Genomic DNA, 15,450 nt, shown 5'->3' on the forward strand with positions numbered 1-15,450 from the left:
TCTTAAAGCATGAAGGCAATGCGCCAGTTAACGCTCACATGATCCGGGCCAAGCCAGTCGGGGTAGTGCAGGGGCGTGCCGACCGAAATCTGGCTGCTGTACCAGCGCCCTGCGCTGCTCAGCCCCACCGAGCCTCCCCATAACGTGCCGGAGGCAAAACGGTCCTGACGGTCTTTTTCCAGCCAGCCGCCGTCAACGGCAACCGTTGCGCTCACTGCGCCAATCACCGGAAGGGTGAAGAGGGAATACCCCAGCTCGTTACGCCAGTAGCCGCCGTTATCCCCGGACAGGTATTGCTCTTTAAAACCGCGCACGGAGCTTTCGCCGCCGAGCGTCAGGCGCTCGGAACCGTACAGCCGATCGGGCGACCACTGGCCGTAGGCGCTGGTCAGCCACCAGGCATTACGGGTAATCGGCCGCTGGAAGCTGGCGTTCAGACTCCATTTGCGGAATTCCGCACGCGGCACATCCCCGGACTTATCTTCGTCGGTTTCGGCATTGAACCACGGCATGCCGTGGCTCCAGGTCGGGTTGAAGGTCGCCACGCCGCCCAGCATTTTTTGCGTGTGCATAATGCCCAGAATCAGGCTGGAGAGGTTGCGCGTGCTGCTCTGAAGCGGCGCGTCGTTGAGCCAGTTGCGGCTGGATCGCTGAACCACGCCAGCCGCAATGCCGGTTTTCACCTCCCCGTTGCGGAAGACCACCCAGGACGCGTTAACGCGGTGGGTTTTGGTATCGCCCGTGGAGAGCCAGTTGAATCCCTGGTTATTGATGGTGGTCCGGTAGTTACTCCAGGCGTAGCTGTAGTCCAGTAATCCGTAGCCAAACGGCACGCTGACGCCCGCCTGGAAATTCTGCGCATCGTACGCGCTGGCAAAATCGCTGCTGCGCCCGCCGCTGACAAACCATTTATCCGCCAGCCCCAGCATATTATTGGCGGTGAGCACGCCACTCAGCTGATCTTCGCCGGTACTCTTCTGTCCGCTATTATCCAGGCTTACGGATACACTTAAGGGAAATTCCGGTTTTGCCGTGAGATTAACGATGGAATATCCGGCCTGTGTTCCCGGAAGAATTTCAATCTGAACCGGGTCGGTACGCAAACGGTTTATTTGCTCCATGCCCTGTTCAATATCGCGTAAATTAAGGATGCCGCCCACCCGTCCCGGAAACGCCATTTTCAGCATACGCGGCGTTTCGCCTTCCAGACGGATCGCTTCCAGTCTGCCTTCCAGCACAACAATATTCAGCTGACCGCCGGAGAGATCCTGCTCGGTAAGAAAAGCGCGGCTGGTGATATATCCCCGGCTGATATACCAGTCAGAAATATGGGCGAGAAGTTCCGTTATTTTCGCCATATCCAGACAGCGGCCCTGCCACGGCGCGACAAGGGCCTGCCGGTTTTTCGGGGAGATTAAGGTCGCACCGGAAAGGGTAATGGTATGAATAGTAAAACAGGGCCCGGAGCCGGTAACCGGCAGCGGTCTGGCGGGCGCGGGGCGAGGAATACTCCGCTCCAGCTCCTCACGCTGTTGCTGGTTCTGTAATAAAAGCTGCTGCTGTTGCTGTTGAATGGAATCGCGATCGGCCGGCGATAAAGGTGCAGCACTCACCCTCGCTGAAAAAAGCGAAAACAATAAGATAGCAACAGCATAATTTACTAATGAAATTATTCTAATTTTTATTTCGGCGCTATTCATCCATGCCACAAAAATGTCCGCAATGATTATTTTTGTAATATAAGAGTTTTCTTAAAGAGAGTATATCAAATTTGAATTAGGGCTCCTAAAATTAATAGTTATTTCAGAAGAGTGAGAAGGGTATTAAGAGAAAATAAGAAGAGATTTAACTCACCCTTAAATCTTGAGTTAGCCGTAATACACTAGGCATGAAGCCGAAACGTCTTTCGCCACTCCGCCGGACTAACCTCAAAACGCGCCTTAAACTGCTGTCGCCAGGTGACGGCGGAATTAAATCCCACCAGCTCAGCCACGCGTTCAATCGGCATATTTCCGGCTTCCAGTAAGATCTGGCTGCGCCGCAGGCGTTCGGCGGTCAGCCAGTCGGTGACGCTCATCCCCGTAGCGTTAACAAAATGACGGGTCAGGGTGCGGCGGCTCATCGAGACCACGTCCGCCAGCGAGTCCAGACTATGCGGTTCGGTGATGTGCTGCTGCAGGTAGTCGATCAGACAGTTAATGCGTCCGTCGCGCGTATCTTTAGGTACCGGCTGGGCGATGAACTGCGCCTGCCCGCCCTCGCGGTGGGGCGGAACAATCATCCGACGGGCAATCTGGTTAGCAACCACGCTGCCAAAGCGCTGGCGAATGATATACAGGCAGCAGTCGAGGGCTGCGGCAGTACCGGCGGAGGTGATGATATTGCCGTCATCCACGTAAAGGGCATTAATATCCAGCTGAACGTTCGGAAAGAGCGACTGAAACTGACGTTCGAACTCCCAGTGGGTGACCGCGCGTTTGCCGTCGAGGATCCCCGCCCAGGCCAGCACAAACGACCCCAGACACAGTCCGACGATTTCCGCACCATGGTCTCTCGCCTGCACCAGGCTGTCGAGCAGCGACTGCGGCGGGCGTTCAAGAACGTGCTGCCAGTAAGGAACGACAACAATATCGGCCTGCCCAATGGCGGTAAAATCCTGCGTGGCGTTGAGAGCAAATCCGTCTTTTGAGGTGAGAAACCCTGGCGTTTCGGCGCAGATCGTCACGTTAAAGCGCTTTTCTCCGGAGACCGAGTCGCCAAACATAATGCAGGGAACGGAGTAGTGGAACGGGCTGAACCCGTCTACCGCGACAATCGCGACGTTGATTAGCGACATCTGTCTCTCCTTTCCCTTTCTTACACTCAGAATATAACGGTTTCGCCATCCTGGGGAATGCTCACTGCGTCACTCACCTGGTTGGCTTCAACGTACTCCCGCAGCGCGCTGCGGGTTAACAGACAGTGGTTAATGGCTTCCATATGGATCGCCACAATTTTAGCCTGCGGCAGCAGGAAATGGACGTTGAGCACATCCTCCTGCCCCATAATAATGGGCCCAAAACCAATGACGTGGGCATAGCCGGCGTTCAGTATCACCACGTCCGGCTGGTGCTTTTGCAGATCGGCCGCCACCTCGTCACGCCAGACGGTATCCCCGGCAATATAGAGCGTCTTCTCATCAGGATGACGCAGCACGACGCCACAGGCCTCGCCCAGCCGCTCCGCCAGTTCGGGCACGGCATATGCGCGATCGGTACCGTGCTGGCCGCCGTGGGTCTTCGCAATTCGAATCTCGCCAAAGGTGGTCTCGTCGGTCATGACCGTCAGGTTGCTAAACCCCTGGCTGCGCAGCAGCGCGGCGTCGCGGTCATTTTGTACGTAAATGGGTTTGTCTTTGGCGATCAGTTCCGCCGCGGCGCGATCCCAGTGATCGTCATGGGTATGGGTGACGATCACCGCGTCGGCGTCCAGCAGCGCGTTGACGTCAACGGGGAGTTCGACCGTCGGGTTGCGGCGTTCGGCATGGGCCGTGCCAGGGAAGCCCGGATAAGCGCCCTGTGGGGCCAGCATCGGGTCGACTAAAAGACGTTTTCCGGCATAGGTAATCAGTTGGGTGGCGTTGCGAATGTGGGTGATGTTCATGGGCTATCCTCCTGTTGGTGTGATAAGGAGGATAGCCAGCCGTCGCGCGGCACGCTGTGGGTTAAAGAGCGATTACCGATGAAATCGGGCCAATTTACGTCACCGTGCTTTATGCGGGTGTTTTTACCAGCCCGGCACCGCCCCGCCGTTAAAGATCGTCTCCGCTGCTTTCGCTACTTCAGGGGACTGATACGACTGGATAAATTCCTTCACGTTCTCCGCGTCTTTGTTGTCTTCGCGCGTCACCACGATGTTCACGTACGGCGAATTTTTGTCTTCGATAAAGACGCTGTCATGCACCGGCGACAGCCCGGTTTGCTGAATATAGGTGGTGCTGATGATGGCGACATCCACTTTCGGGTCGTCCAGCACGCGCGGCAGCTGCGCCCCTTCCAGCTCCATGATTTTCAGCTGCTTAGGGTTGGCGGTAATATCCAGCGCCGTCGGCAGCAACCCGGTATCTGGCTTCAGGGTGATGAGCTTCTCTTTTTGCAGCAGCAACAGCGCGCGGCCAAGGTTGGTCGGGTCGTTTGGAATGGCAATGGTTGCGCCGTCCTTCAGGCCAGACACGGATTTGATTTTGCGGGAATAGCCGGCCATCGGGAAGACAAAGGTGTTCGCCACGGCCACCAGCTTGTAGCCATGCGCCTTGTTATCCTCTGCAAGGAACGGGCGATGCTGGAAGACGTTGGCATCCAGTTCCCCCTGGTTGGTGGCATCGTTAGGCAACAGCGAGCCGCTGAAGCCCACCAGCTCCACGTCCAGGCCATATTTCTCTTTTGCCACCTTTTTGGCGACTTCCGCCACGTCCTGTTCGGCGCCGTTGATAACGCCGACTTTAATGTGTTTGGCATCGCTGCCACTTTGATCGCACCCTGCCAGCAGCAGGCCAGCCAGTACCAGAGCACCCAATCGACGTTTCACAAGACAGTTCCTTTTGCTGAATGTTGTAGTGACTATATCGACAACGAGGCGGGGAAATAAAAACCGAAAAAGAATCAATAAGAAGGATCGGTTATATGCGGGTATGGCCGGGTGACGCTGCTTCACCGGGCATCAGGGATCACAACGTTGTCGTCCAGTCCTCGACGGCAAGCTCCTGCACCATTCTGAATGCACGATCGTTAGTAACAATCGTTGTTCCCCGACTGATAGCATGTGCAGCGATCAGTTGATCGAGATCCCCCATCACTTTCCCTTTCTTTTCCAGGGTTGCACGGAGTTCACCGTACGTTGCTGCGGCGTCGCTGTCCCAGTCGCAAATCGTGATGGTATTGAGAAACTCCCGGATTGTTTCTTTCAATCTACTGCTTTTCTTCTTGTCAGCACCATACAGCAATTCCGCTTCGGTAATGCTTGAGATACAAACGTCACCCGGCGCCAGACATGTCATTCTGCTTACAACCTCCGGGTGTCGTTTAAACAAGTGACTCACAATATTCGTATCCAGCATATGTCTCATGAGCATGCTCCATCCAGAGGGTCTCTTGTCGTAACACTCTGATTGCGTTCCTCCTTGCTCAAAAACGTATCTGGTACGTCCGTTTCTGCCAGCATGCGGAGAAAATTATCCCAACTCTTTATTAGAACAGGTTTTGCCGCCAAAACGACATTCCCCTCCTCATCCCGTCGGATGTAGACGCTCTCCGTATCGAACGCGAATTCAGCAGGCAGCATAACGGCCTGATTCTGACCCTTTTTGAATAGTTTTGCTGTGCGTTCCATTGCTATCTCCATGGATGACTTGACCAGGCCAAAGCATGCGCCAGGGCCCGAAAAGAAGACAAGCAACACGTTTTAAATTAGGAAAGCGGCTCGCAATAAATAGCAGAATGCATAATGACAAAAACGGGCTTAAAGGGCTTTCGCCAGGTAATGTCGCTGCATGCCCGGGTACGGATAATCCTGCAAAGACATCTGCAGCTGATACCCCTGCTTTTCATAGAACGGACGCGCCTGGAAGCTGGCGGTATCGACCAGCGCGTGCTTGCAGCCTTTGCGCCTGGCTTCTTCTTCGGCCGTTCTGATGAGCTGGCTGCCCACGCCAGTTCCCCGTACGGTGTCGCTCACCCAGAGATAATCAATATTCAGCCAGTCGCCTTTGCGCACGCCGATTAACCCGCCTAGCATCACGCCATTTTCGTCACGCACGTAAACGCCAACATCGCCGCTAAAATTTGTCAGATCGAGAAACTTTCCGTTAAAAGCCCTCAGCCCCGTCAGTAACTCCTCTTTCTCCTGCGTCGTAACATTATCTGTAATGCTCAGGTGCATATTTTTTCTCCTTGTTATCTGTGCCGTTTCACTATCTCACACACGCATCGTGGAGAAAATTCATACTTTCGGCTGGCGTCGCTACACTGAATGTAACGATATATTTCATGGGAAGCCTGTGACTTCTAATGGGGGTTGTTGATGAAAGCTGCGCATCTGGTCTGCCTTCTGGTTTGTCTGCTCTTCGCCGCGTTTGTCCATGCTCAGGAAAAGGAGGATCCGGCGAAAGAGGCGCAGATTAAGCAGCAGGTCATGAAAGATATAAAGAAAACCTGTACGCCACAGAAAAAGCAGAGCGATAAGGCCTGGCAGGCGATGATTTTGTCGTCAGAGGCCAATCAGCTGCTGATCAAAAATGCCGTTACCGCCGTGAAGCGCGACAACCTGGACGCCTACTGGGCGGCGGTTGGTCAGGTGGATTGTATGGAAGATTATTGAATGCTGCTTGCCGGGTGGGGGCTGCGCCTTACCCGGCCTACACAATATTTTTAACGCTTACGCACGTCTGGAATAATTAAATCCCCGCGCAGCACATATGAGCCCAGCATCTGCGTTTTCTCCGTCAGCCAGCTCACGATACGCGCCGCCATGGCATCCATTGAATATTCAATCGCCGGGATCACCGGAATACCCGGCAGGTGCAGCGATCCGGCCAGGCTAAAGACCATAATGTCGTCCGGTACGGTTTTATTAAACGCCTGCAGCTGCGGGATCACCCGCTGGGCTTCCTGCTCGTCCGCCACCAGCAGTGCGTTGAAGTTCAGCGTGCTGGCGTTATTCAGCAGCTCCTGTAGCGCAACGGACGAGGAGGTCGCGTCCATGAACACAAGGTTGCGATTAAAGGGCAGGAAATTTTTCTCCAGCGCGTGCTTGTAGCCGAGCAGAACCTGGTCGGCAAACCCGCTGCCGTGCGGGTGGATCAGGGCAATCTGGCGTCGACCCTGGCTGGTCAGGTAGTTACAGGCGGTTTCGGCGGCAAAGGCGTGATCGAACTGAATGCTGTTGGAATTATCAGACTCCATGCAGTCGACCAAGATGACGTTGTCCATATCGACGTCCAGCGGGAAACGCGCGCCAATCACCAGGATGTCATCGCAAAGCCCGCGAGAGAGTTCTTCAAGGGCGTGCATCACTTCCGCTTTACTGTGCGCGAAGCGCAGCAGCAGGTGTTTTTGATGCTGGCTGAGCTGTTTTTCCAGCGCGTAGAGATAACCGGTGGTCTGGTTAATATTTTCCTGCGCGCAAATGACCCCGATACAGCCCGTCGACTGGCTCAGCAGCGACTGGGCAATCACGTTAGGCCGGTAGTTCAGCTCATCCACTGCCTTCAGAACGGCCTGACGGCTGGCTTCCTTTACGCCACGCGACCCACTCAACACTCGCGATACCGTGGCTTTAGACACCCCGGCAAGACGTGATACATCATTGATTGTCGACATCTCTTTCCCCTGGCAGGCTTACCTCGCGCCTGCAAATTCCATGACCGCTTCGGCTCACATTATAGCCAGAACGGAGTATATCCGTTTCCGTTTTCCATGGAAACCGATTTTCCGTTTCCACTCAAAATGATGTCAAAACAGCCAAATTATGTGACCTGCATCCGGTTAATTAGCCTCATAAGTATTGGATCTTGATGGTTGTCACAGTTCTGTCTTTTATGAATGGAAACCGGTTTCCGTATCATGTCCAATCATCCTCGCAATAACTTTTTACATTTAGAGGATGGTTGTCGATGTTCAAGATTATGCTGTGCTGCTCTGCCGGGATGTCCACCAGCCTGCTGGTCAGCAAAATGGTCGATGTCGCGAAAGAACGTGGTTTGCCAGTGAAGATTGATGCGTACGGTGTTTCCGAATTTGATACGCAGTTTCCGCAATACCAGGTGGTACTTCTCGGACCGCAAGTGAAATACATGTTACAGACACTCTCAGACAAGGCGGCGACGCATGGCATTCCGGTGCAGCCCATCGACATGATGGACTACGGCATGCAGCGTGGCGATAAAGTACTGGACTTTGCTCTGTCGCTCATCGAAGCGGCACACTAAAAGGTGTTCACATGAGTTCGTTATATCAATCCATGGTCGCGGTGATTGAGCAGTCAATTACCCCGCTGGCCGCGAAGCTCGGCCAGCAAAAGTACGTGATTGCCATCCGCGACGGCTTTACCGCCGCGCTGCCGTTTATGATCATCGGCTCGTTTATGCTGGTGTTCATCTTCCCGCCGTTCTCGGCGGATACCACCAACAGCTTCGCCCGCGGCTGGCTGGATTTCTCCCAGACCTACCGCGAACAGCTGATGCTGCCGTTTAACCTCAGCATGGGCGTGATGACCTTCTTCATCTCGGTGGGGATTGGGGCGAGCCTGGGGCGTCAGTTTAACCTCGACCCGGTGATGTCCGGCCTGCTGGCCTTTATGGCCTTCCTGCTGGTCGCCGCACCGTATGCCGACGGCAAAATCTCGACCCAGTATCTCTCCGGCCAGGGCATCTTCACCGCGCTGATTACCGCGATCTACGCCACCCGCGTCTATGCCTGGCTGAAGCAGAACAACGTCACCATCCGCCTGCCGAAGGAAGTGCCCACCGGCGTGGCGCGTTCGTTTGAGATCCTGATCCCGGTGATGGTGGTGATCGGCACGCTGCATCCGCTGAACCTGTTCATTGAAGCGCAGACCGGGATGATTATCCCGCAGGCGATCATGCACCTGCTGGAGCCGCTGGTGTCCGCGTCTGACTCCCTGCCCGCCATTCTGCTCTCCGTGCTGCTGTGCCAGATCTTCTGGTTCGCGGGTATCCACGGCTCGCTGATTGTTACCGGCATCATGAACCCGTTCTGGATGGCCAACCTCTCGGCAAACCAGGCGGCACTGGCCGCAGGCGCGGCGCTGCCGCACGTTTACCTGCAGGGTTTCTGGGATCACTACCTGCTGATTGGTGGCGTCGGTTCCACCCTGCCGCTGGCGTTCCTGCTGCTGCGCAGCCGCGTTACGCACCTGTGCACCATCGGAAAAATGGGCGTGGTGCCGAGCTTCTTTAACATCAACGAACCGATTCTGTTCGGCGCGCCGATCATCATGAACCCGATGCTGTTTATCCCGTTCGTGTGCGTTCCGCTGGTCAACGCCTGCCTGGCGTACGGTGCAACTAAGCTCGGCTGGCTGGCGCAGGTCGTCTCGTTAACCCCGTGGACTACCCCTGCACCGATTGGCGCCTCGTGGGCGGCGAACTGGGCGCTGAGCCCGGTGGTGATGTGCCTGGTCTGCATGGTGATGTCGGCGCTGATGTACCTGCCGTTCCTGCGCGCCTACGAGCGTACGTTGATTAAAAACGAAGAGCAGAAAGCCCAGGCTGCAACCGTGGGTGCCGCTGAAGCCACAAGCAATTAAGTCAAAGAGGAAGGGTCATGAAATACGCATTTCCCGATAACTTCTGGTGGGGCAGCGCAAGCTCCGCTCTCCAGACGGAAGGGGCAAGAGAGGGTGAAACCACGTGGGATTACTGGTTTGCCCGCGAGCCGAACCGTTTTCACAACGGCGTGGGGCCGCAGCAGACCTCCACGTTTTATCAGCACTGGAAAACGGACATTCAGCTGTTGAAACAGCTGAACCACAACAGCTTTCGCACCTCGATTAGCTGGGCGCGCCTGATCCCCGACGGTATCGGTGAAGTGAACCCGGACGCGGTCGATTTTTATCATCAGGTCATTGATGAACTGAATGAACAGGGCATCACGCCGTTCATCACCCTGTTCCATTTCGACATGCCGATGGCGATGCAGGAGATAGGCGGCTGGGAAAACCGTGACGTGGTGGACGCGTATGCCCGCTATGCGCAGATTTGCTTCGAGCTGTTCGGCGACCGCGTACTGCACTGGTTTACCTTCAACGAGCCGATCGTGCCGGTGGAAGGCGGTTATCTGTACGACTTCCACTATCCGAACGTGGTGGATTTCCGCCGGGCGGCTACCGTGGCGTATCACACGGTGCTGGCGCATGCGAAGGCGGTTCAGGCTTACCGCGCCGGGCATTACGCGGGGGAGATCGGCATCGTGCTGAACCTGACGCCGTCGTATCCGCGCTCGCAAAACCCGGCTGACGTGAAGGCGGCGCACGTTGCGGACCTGATGTTTAACCGCAGCTTCCTCGACCCGGTGCTGCGCGGGGAGTATCCCGCCGACCTGGTGGCGCTGCTGAAATCTTACGATCAGCTGCCCGCCTGCAAGCCGGAAGACGGTTTCCTTATTGCGGAAGGGAAAATCGACCTGCTCGGCATTAACTACTATCAGCCGCGTCGCGTGAAGTGCCGCGACAGCGCGGTGAACCCGCAGGCGCCGTTTATGCCGGAATGGTTCTTTGATAGCTACGAGATGCCGGGCCGCAAGATGAACCCTTACCGCGGCTGGGAAATCTACGCGCCAGGTATCTACGATATTCTGATTAACCTGCGCGACAATTACGGTAACCCCCGCTGCTTTATTTCTGAAAACGGGATGGGCGTCGAAAACGAGCAGCGCTTTATTGAAAATGGCCAGATTAACGATCAATACCGCATTGAGTTTATTTCTGAGCATTTAACCTGGCTGCATAAAGGCATTAGCGAAGGGTGTAATTGCCTTGGCTACCATATGTGGACTTTTATCGATAACTGGTCGTGGTGCAATGCCTATAAAAATCGCTACGGATTTATCCAGCTCGATCTGGAGACGCAGCAGCGCACCATTAAGAAAAGCGGAGAGTGGTTTGCCGCCACCGCCTTAAATAATAGTTTTGAAAAAGAGTAATGATAATGATCGCATTAGAAGAAGCCGTTATGGAAATTATCGTCAATGCTGGCCAGTCCCGCAGCCTGTGCTTTGAGGCGCTGCACGCGGCGCGCCAGGGCAACATTGACGAAGCCAAAAGCCTGCTGCGCGAAGCCGACGGCTATGCTCGCCAGGCGCACAAGATGCAGACCAAACTGATCGAGCAAGACGCAGGCGAAGCCCGCCAGCCGATGACCTTAATTATGGTGCACGCGCAGGATCATTTAATGAATTCGCTATTGGCGCGTGAATTGTCTGAAGAAATTATTCATTTATATCAGAGATAGTCTATGGCGAAATAAATTAATGTAATACCTCTGTACCTAAAACTAGAAATCCACTTGTTCTGATGATAGCGACATATTCTGTCAGATCGGAGCGGGATGGTTATTGTCTGAATAAAATTAAACTATATTGAGATAACCATGAATACGATTAAAAAACTTCCATTAACCATGGCGGTTATCGCCGCGCTTTGCCCAATTTCCGTGCTCGCACAAGAATTCACCCAGGAGCAAATCGACGCCATTGTGGCGAAAGCGGTGGATAAAGCCCTGGCCGAGCGCCAGGCCAAAATGGATGCCGCCGTCGCGAAAAAAGCGGACGTGGTGACCGAGCCGCAAAGCGCGGCGCAATCCCCGGACATGGCGATTCCGTTCGGGATTAAATTTACCGGCTACGCCCGCTACGGCGCGCACTTCCAGGCCGCCGATCAGAAATACGTGGCTGTCGATGGCTCCTACAACGGCGCGTCCGCGATTGGTCGTCTGGGTAACGAAGGCAACGGCGGCGAGTTCCAGCTCTCTAAAGCCTTCAAGGGCGAAAACGGCGCCATCTGGGACATCAACGTGATGATCGACCACTGGGGCGACGAAGTTAACCTGAAAAAGGCCTACGCCGGGGTGACCAATATTATGGCCTCCAACCCGAACGCCTACTTCTGGGCCGGTCGTGACTTCCACCAGCGTCCGCAGCAGGGCATCAACGATTACTTCTGGATGAACCACGACGGCCAGGGCGCCGGGGTGAAGAACTTCGACATCGGCGGCGTGCAGTTTGACGTCGCCGCCGTGGCGGCGGTGGAATCCTGTAGCCCGGAAGTGATGGAAGACGAAGCGAACCCGTCGCGTATCACCTGTACCGGCGGGTCCGGCACGGGCGACAAAGGCAACTACGCCGCGACGTCTAAAATCCACGGCATGAAGCTCGGTCCGCTGGATCTGGAGCTGTACGCCAACTACGGCTTTGACTCGAAAGCGGTGGAGAGCGACGAGCGTCTGAACGCCTGGCAGGGCGGCGTGGTGCTGAGCCACACCAACGACAGCGGCGTGAACAAGGTGATTGCCCGCTACTCCGATAACGCGGACAACAGCGTGTTCAACAAAACCGAGGATCTGACCACGGTCTACGCCAGCTTCGAAGGGCTGTACAAATTCACCCAGGCCACGCAGGTGGAGTACATCCTCGCCTTCCACGACTATGACAACAGCCGCGATAAGACCGACAACCGTAAGAACTACAACGCCATCGTGCGCCCGATGCACTGGTGGAACGACGTTCACTCCACCTGGCTGGAAGCAGGCTGGCAGCACGTTGACTACGATAACGGCGGCGACAACAAGGGCTGGAAGCTGACCCTGTCGCAGAACATGTCTATCGCCATGGGGCCAGAGTTCCGTCCGATGCTGCGCTTCTACGTGACTGGCGGCAAAGTGGATAACGCACGCACCGCGCGTGTGAACAACACCAAAGACGAGACGCTCGACGACTTCAACGTCGGCGCAATGTGGGAGGCGTGGTTCTAGTAGAGCGTCGTTTGTTTCGCCCGGCGGCGCTGCGCTTGCACGGGCCTACAAGGTTTTGTAGGCCGGGTAAGCGTAGCGCCACCCGGCAAGATCCCATGTTATGCTAGAAAAAAATCAACATAGCAGGGGAGAAAATGGGTTCCACACGTAAAGGGATGCTGAACGTCCTGATCGCCGCCGTTTTATGGGGCAGTTCCGGCGTTTGCGCGCAGTACATCATGGAGAAAAGCCACATTTCTTCGCCTTACCTGACCATGGTTCGCCTGCTGTTTACCGGCGTGATCCTCCTGACGCTCTCCTTCGTTCACGGCGACAAGATTTTCTCGGTCATCAAGCATCGCAAAGACGCCCTCAGCCTGCTGTTTTTCTCGCTGGTCGGCGCGCTCACCGTGCAGCTCACCTTCCTGATGACGATTGAAAAATCCAACGCCGCTACCGCCACCGTGCTGCAGTTTCTGTCGCCAACCATTATCGTGGCGTGGTTCGCGCTGGCGCGGAAAACGCGCCCCGGCGTGTTTGTTTTGTCCGCGATTGTGACATCGCTTGTCGGGACGTTCCTGCTGGTGACCCACGGCGACCCAACCTCGCTCTCCATCTCGCCAGCCGCGCTGTTCTTCGGCATCGCCTCGGCGTTTGCCGCGGCGTTTTACACCACCTATCCGTCAACGCTGATTGCCCGCTACGGCACATTGCCGATTGTCGGCTGGAGTATGTTGATTGCCGGGTTAATGCTGACGCCGTTCTACGCCGGGCGCGGGACGACCTTCGTCATTGACGGCAGCCTGCTGCTGGCGTTTTTCTATCTGGTGGTGATCGGCACCGCGCTGACGTTCAGCCTGTATCTGAAAGGCGCGCAGATGATCGGCGGGCCGAAGGCGAGCATTCTGAGCTGCGCCGAGCCGCTGAGCAGCGCGTTGCTGTCGGTGATGTTGCTGGGCGTGGCGTTTACCCTGCCGGACTGGCTGGGGACGCTGCTGATCGTGTCTTCGGTGGTGCTGATTTCGATGGATTCAAGAAGACGGGTGAGGACATCGGCGTAGCCTGATGTCCCCTCATCCCGGACTGTACACCCCAAAGGGGCGAGGGGGAAAAGACCGCCCCGAGCAGTCCCCTCTCCCCTGTGGGGAGAGGGTTAGGGTGAGGGGAAAATTGACTACTTGGCTTTAACCTTCCCTGCCACCAGCAGCGCGGTCAACAACATCAGCGTGCCGGAAATCACCAGCGGTGACGTCAGCCCCAGGTGGTCGAGCGCCACGCCGCCAATCGCCGCGCCGCAGGTGTTTGCCAGCTGGATCACCGCCACCTGAATCGACCCGGCTTTTTCCGCCTGATCGGCGAGCGAGCGGGTGATCCACGTCGACCAGCCCACCGGCACCAGCGCAAAGGCAAAGCCCCAGATAATCGCAATGGCAGACGCGACCCACTTATCGCTGCCCCACAGCACCAGCACCGTGGCGCTCACTGCCAGTACCAGCGGCGCCCCCGCCAGCGCCATCTTCAGGGAGCGCTTCAGGAACTGCGACGACAGCGACGTGCCGACAAAGCTGGCAATACCGAAGCTCAGGAGCACCAGCGTCAGGCCGTCGACGTCAAACCCCGCCATGGTCATATACACCGGGCGGATATAGGTAAAGAAGGCAAACTGCCCGGCAAAGGACATAAAGATCGCGGTCATTCCCGCCAGCACGCCGGGGCGCTTTAGCAGGCTGAACATGTTTTGCTTGTGGTGCGCCGCTTCGCCCGGCAGGGACGGCAGCGCCTTCCACACCCAGATAACGCAGAGCAGGCCCATCACCGCCGCCGCGTTGAAGACGTTACGCCAGCCGATAATCCCGCCGAGGAAGCTGCCCAGCGGCGCGGCAATCACCAGCGCGATAGAGACCGCGCCAAAGATGACGGACAGTGCTTTCGGCACGGTGCGCGCAGGCACCAGGCGCATGGTCAGCGAAGCGGACATCGCCCAGAAGCCGCCGAGCCCCAGCCCCAGACAGGCGCGACCGAGCAGCAGCAGGGTAAAGCTTTCCGCGAAGGAGACCAGCAGGCAGGAGAGCGTCAGCAGCACGCTGAACAGAATGACCACTTTGCGGCGGTCGATGGTACCAATCACCTGGGTGATAAACAGGCTGGCAAACATCGCCACAAAGGCGGTGACGGTAACGGATTGCCCCGCCACGCCTTCGGAAATGCCCAGATCCTGCGCCATCGGCGTCAGCAGGCTCACCGGCAGAAACTCAACGGTAATCAGGCAGGCGACGCAGAATGCCACGGCGAAAACGGCCGACCAGTTGGGGCGTGAAACTTCGCTGGTCTGCGGTCTGGTCGAGGGCTGAATATGTTCTGTCATGGCGTCACCTGAAGATGAAAACGTGCGGAAAAGTCGCGCAGTTTATCATCAAAAGTGTGACGAATTTAACGTTTAGACAACTTTTGTGGATTTTAGAGGGGATCAGTGGAGGTAAAACACGCCCTCTTCCGGCAGGAAGAGCTGGTTATAGCGCAGCTGGAAGGCGTTCAGCTCCTGTGGATCGGGCTCCATCTCGCGCATAAAGCCGAGCGCCAGACGAATTTGCGCATCGGTGATCGGCGCGGCCAGGCGGGCTTTACGCAGCAGGCGGTGCCACGTGTGCAGGTTCTCTTCACTGCCATCGACAATGCAGACCTGCCAGATCAGCAGCACCTGTGCGGCGTTTTGCAAATGCGCCTCGTCGGGGCGCTCAAGGTAGCGGATAAACTCATTGCCCGGCGTTTTACCGAACTGATCGATCATCGACTCGACAGGCATCGGGGTGATGCCCAGACGCTCGCTTAAACGTTTGATGGCGCGGCGGGAATCTGAGGTCAGGACGCGAAATCCCACCACAAACACCACGGCAAGCGTTGCCAGCATTATCCAGACCATGCGTTCTCCTTTGACTAGCCGCTCATCA

17 protein-coding genes are annotated in these 15,450 nt (G+C 56.3%); 7 read left to right on the plus strand and 10 right to left on the minus strand.

Annotated features, from left to right (window positions below; all coding sequences use genetic code 11):
• Positions 1 to 2: 2 nt before the first annotated feature.
• From LJA86_RS18505 to LJA86_RS18535, 7 genes are all read right to left on the minus strand, one after another.
• Positions 3 to 1,700, minus strand: a complete 1,698-nt coding sequence (locus tag LJA86_RS18505) for a ShlB/FhaC/HecB family hemolysin secretion/activation protein (RefSeq protein ID WP_229226580.1) — start codon at positions 1,698 to 1,700, stop codon at positions 3 to 5.
• A gap of 182 nt (positions 1,701 to 1,882) precedes the next feature.
• Entirely contained in the window at positions 1,883 to 2,836 is a 954-nt protein-coding gene (locus LJA86_RS18510; RefSeq protein WP_229226558.1) for a GlxA family transcriptional regulator, read from the minus strand.
• A gap of 26 nt (positions 2,837 to 2,862) precedes the next feature.
• Positions 2,863 to 3,642: an MBL fold metallo-hydrolase gene (locus tag LJA86_RS18515; protein WP_223539744.1), complete on the minus strand. Its 780-nt coding sequence runs from the start codon at positions 3,640 to 3,642 to the stop codon at positions 2,863 to 2,865.
• A 123-nt stretch (positions 3,643 to 3,765) separates the two neighbouring features.
• Positions 3,766 to 4,566: a lipoprotein NlpA gene (gene nlpA / locus LJA86_RS18520; protein WP_023293717.1), complete on the minus strand. Its 801-nt coding sequence runs from the start codon at positions 4,564 to 4,566 to the stop codon at positions 3,766 to 3,768.
• Between the two features lie 139 nt (positions 4,567 to 4,705).
• Positions 4,706 to 5,104 (minus strand): type II toxin-antitoxin system VapC family toxin, encoded by a 399-nt coding sequence (locus tag LJA86_RS18525; protein ID WP_023293716.1) that lies wholly within the window; start codon positions 5,102 to 5,104, stop codon positions 4,706 to 4,708.
• On the minus strand, positions 5,101 to 5,367 hold the full coding sequence (locus tag LJA86_RS18530; RefSeq protein ID WP_045414808.1) for an antitoxin: 267 nt from the start codon (positions 5,365 to 5,367) through the stop codon (positions 5,101 to 5,103). The genes LJA86_RS18525 and LJA86_RS18530 overlap by 4 nt, the downstream gene beginning before the upstream one ends.
• Positions 5,368 to 5,496: 129 nt before the next feature.
• On the minus strand, positions 5,497 to 5,916 hold the full coding sequence (locus LJA86_RS18535) for a GNAT family N-acetyltransferase (RefSeq protein WP_045907941.1): 420 nt from the start codon (positions 5,914 to 5,916) through the stop codon (positions 5,497 to 5,499).
• Positions 5,917 to 6,057: 141 nt separating this feature from the next.
• On the opposite strand from LJA86_RS18535, the gene LJA86_RS18540 reads away from it, so the two are divergent.
• Entirely contained in the window at positions 6,058 to 6,354 is a 297-nt protein-coding gene (locus LJA86_RS18540) for a YicS family protein (protein WP_032654360.1), read from the plus strand.
• Between the two features lie 50 nt (positions 6,355 to 6,404).
• Here LJA86_RS18540 and LJA86_RS18545 read toward each other — a convergent pair whose 3' ends face one another.
• Positions 6,405 to 7,355 (minus strand): LacI family DNA-binding transcriptional regulator, encoded by a 951-nt coding sequence (locus tag LJA86_RS18545; RefSeq protein WP_229226559.1) that lies wholly within the window; start codon positions 7,353 to 7,355, stop codon positions 6,405 to 6,407.
• A gap of 293 nt (positions 7,356 to 7,648) precedes the next feature.
• Here LJA86_RS18545 and LJA86_RS18550 point away from each other — a divergent pair, with 293 nt between their 5' ends.
• The 6 genes from LJA86_RS18550 (at position 7,649) to LJA86_RS18575 (ending at position 13,563) form a co-directional block, all read left to right on the plus strand.
• Positions 7,649 to 7,963: a PTS sugar transporter subunit IIB gene (locus LJA86_RS18550; RefSeq protein ID WP_008500132.1), complete on the plus strand. Its 315-nt coding sequence runs from the start codon at positions 7,649 to 7,651 to the stop codon at positions 7,961 to 7,963.
• An 11-nt stretch (positions 7,964 to 7,974) separates the two neighbouring features.
• Positions 7,975 to 9,303, plus strand: coding sequence for a PTS sugar transporter subunit IIC (locus tag LJA86_RS18555; protein ID WP_229226560.1), 1,329 nt, complete (start codon positions 7,975 to 7,977; stop codon positions 9,301 to 9,303).
• Between the two features lie 17 nt (positions 9,304 to 9,320).
• Positions 9,321 to 10,697 carry a glycoside hydrolase family 1 protein gene (locus LJA86_RS18560; RefSeq protein WP_229226561.1) on the plus strand — a complete coding sequence of 459 codons (1,377 nt, stop codon included), beginning with the start codon at positions 9,321 to 9,323 and terminating at the stop codon, positions 10,695 to 10,697.
• Between the two features lie 5 nt (positions 10,698 to 10,702).
• Positions 10,703 to 11,005, plus strand: coding sequence for a PTS lactose/cellobiose transporter subunit IIA (locus tag LJA86_RS18565; protein WP_008500136.1), 303 nt, complete (start codon positions 10,703 to 10,705; stop codon positions 11,003 to 11,005).
• A 138-nt stretch (positions 11,006 to 11,143) separates the two neighbouring features.
• Positions 11,144 to 12,523: a carbohydrate porin gene (locus LJA86_RS18570; RefSeq protein ID WP_008500137.1), complete on the plus strand. Its 1,380-nt coding sequence runs from the start codon at positions 11,144 to 11,146 to the stop codon at positions 12,521 to 12,523.
• 134 nt (positions 12,524 to 12,657) lie between these two features.
• Complete coding sequence (locus LJA86_RS18575; protein ID WP_229226562.1) at positions 12,658 to 13,563, plus strand: EamA family transporter; 906 nt, start codon at positions 12,658 to 12,660, stop codon at positions 13,561 to 13,563.
• A gap of 113 nt (positions 13,564 to 13,676) precedes the next feature.
• Here LJA86_RS18575 and nepI read toward each other — a convergent pair whose 3' ends face one another.
• Together nepI and LJA86_RS18585 are read right to left on the minus strand one after the other, a co-directional pair.
• Positions 13,677 to 14,867: a purine ribonucleoside efflux pump NepI gene (gene nepI / locus LJA86_RS18580; protein ID WP_229226563.1), complete on the minus strand. Its 1,191-nt coding sequence runs from the start codon at positions 14,865 to 14,867 to the stop codon at positions 13,677 to 13,679.
• 102 nt (positions 14,868 to 14,969) lie between these two features.
• A complete protein-coding gene (locus tag LJA86_RS18585) occupies positions 14,970 to 15,422 on the minus strand; it encodes a DUF1198 domain-containing protein (protein WP_008500140.1) in 453 nt (150 codons plus the stop codon).
• Positions 15,423 to 15,450 lie beyond the last annotated feature (28 nt).

The organism is Enterobacter sp. TCD1-1, assembly GCF_020567405.1.
Taxonomy (GTDB): Bacteria; Pseudomonadota; Gammaproteobacteria; order Enterobacterales; family Enterobacteriaceae; genus Enterobacter; species Enterobacter quasiroggenkampii.

What these genes read in the sequence shown, in the direction of transcription:
- LJA86_RS18555 (WP_229226560.1), top strand. Translation starts at nt 7,975, where the DNA reads ATGAGTTCGTTATATCAATCCATGGTCGCGGTGATTGAGCAGTCAATT.
- LJA86_RS18550 (WP_008500132.1), top strand. Translation starts at nt 7,649, where the DNA reads ATGTTCAAGATTATGCTGTGCTGCTCTGCCGGGATGTCCACCAGCCTG.
- LJA86_RS18505 (WP_229226580.1), bottom strand. Translation starts at nt 1,700, where the DNA reads ATGAATAGCGCCGAAATAAAAATTAGAATAATTTCATTAGTAAATTAT.
- LJA86_RS18565 (WP_008500136.1), top strand. Translation starts at nt 10,703, where the DNA reads ATGATCGCATTAGAAGAAGCCGTTATGGAAATTATCGTCAATGCTGGC.
- nepI (WP_229226563.1), bottom strand. Translation starts at nt 14,867, where the DNA reads ATGACAGAACATATTCAGCCCTCGACCAGACCGCAGACCAGCGAAGTT.
- LJA86_RS18570 (WP_008500137.1), top strand. Translation starts at nt 11,144, where the DNA reads ATGAATACGATTAAAAAACTTCCATTAACCATGGCGGTTATCGCCGCG.
- LJA86_RS18525 (WP_023293716.1), bottom strand. Translation starts at nt 5,104, where the DNA reads ATGAGACATATGCTGGATACGAATATTGTGAGTCACTTGTTTAAACGA.
- LJA86_RS18510 (WP_229226558.1), bottom strand. Translation starts at nt 2,836, where the DNA reads ATGTCGCTAATCAACGTCGCGATTGTCGCGGTAGACGGGTTCAGCCCG.
- LJA86_RS18575 (WP_229226562.1), top strand. Translation starts at nt 12,658, where the DNA reads ATGGGTTCCACACGTAAAGGGATGCTGAACGTCCTGATCGCCGCCGTT.
- LJA86_RS18560 (WP_229226561.1), top strand. Translation starts at nt 9,321, where the DNA reads ATGAAATACGCATTTCCCGATAACTTCTGGTGGGGCAGCGCAAGCTCC.
- LJA86_RS18530 (WP_045414808.1), bottom strand. Translation starts at nt 5,367, where the DNA reads ATGGAACGCACAGCAAAACTATTCAAAAAGGGTCAGAATCAGGCCGTT.
- LJA86_RS18515 (WP_223539744.1), bottom strand. Translation starts at nt 3,642, where the DNA reads ATGAACATCACCCACATTCGCAACGCCACCCAACTGATTACCTATGCC.
- LJA86_RS18585 (WP_008500140.1), bottom strand. Translation starts at nt 15,422, where the DNA reads ATGGTCTGGATAATGCTGGCAACGCTTGCCGTGGTGTTTGTGGTGGGA.
- LJA86_RS18540 (WP_032654360.1), top strand. Translation starts at nt 6,058, where the DNA reads ATGAAAGCTGCGCATCTGGTCTGCCTTCTGGTTTGTCTGCTCTTCGCC.
- LJA86_RS18535 (WP_045907941.1), bottom strand. Translation starts at nt 5,916, where the DNA reads ATGCACCTGAGCATTACAGATAATGTTACGACGCAGGAGAAAGAGGAG.
- LJA86_RS18545 (WP_229226559.1), bottom strand. Translation starts at nt 7,355, where the DNA reads ATGTCGACAATCAATGATGTATCACGTCTTGCCGGGGTGTCTAAAGCC.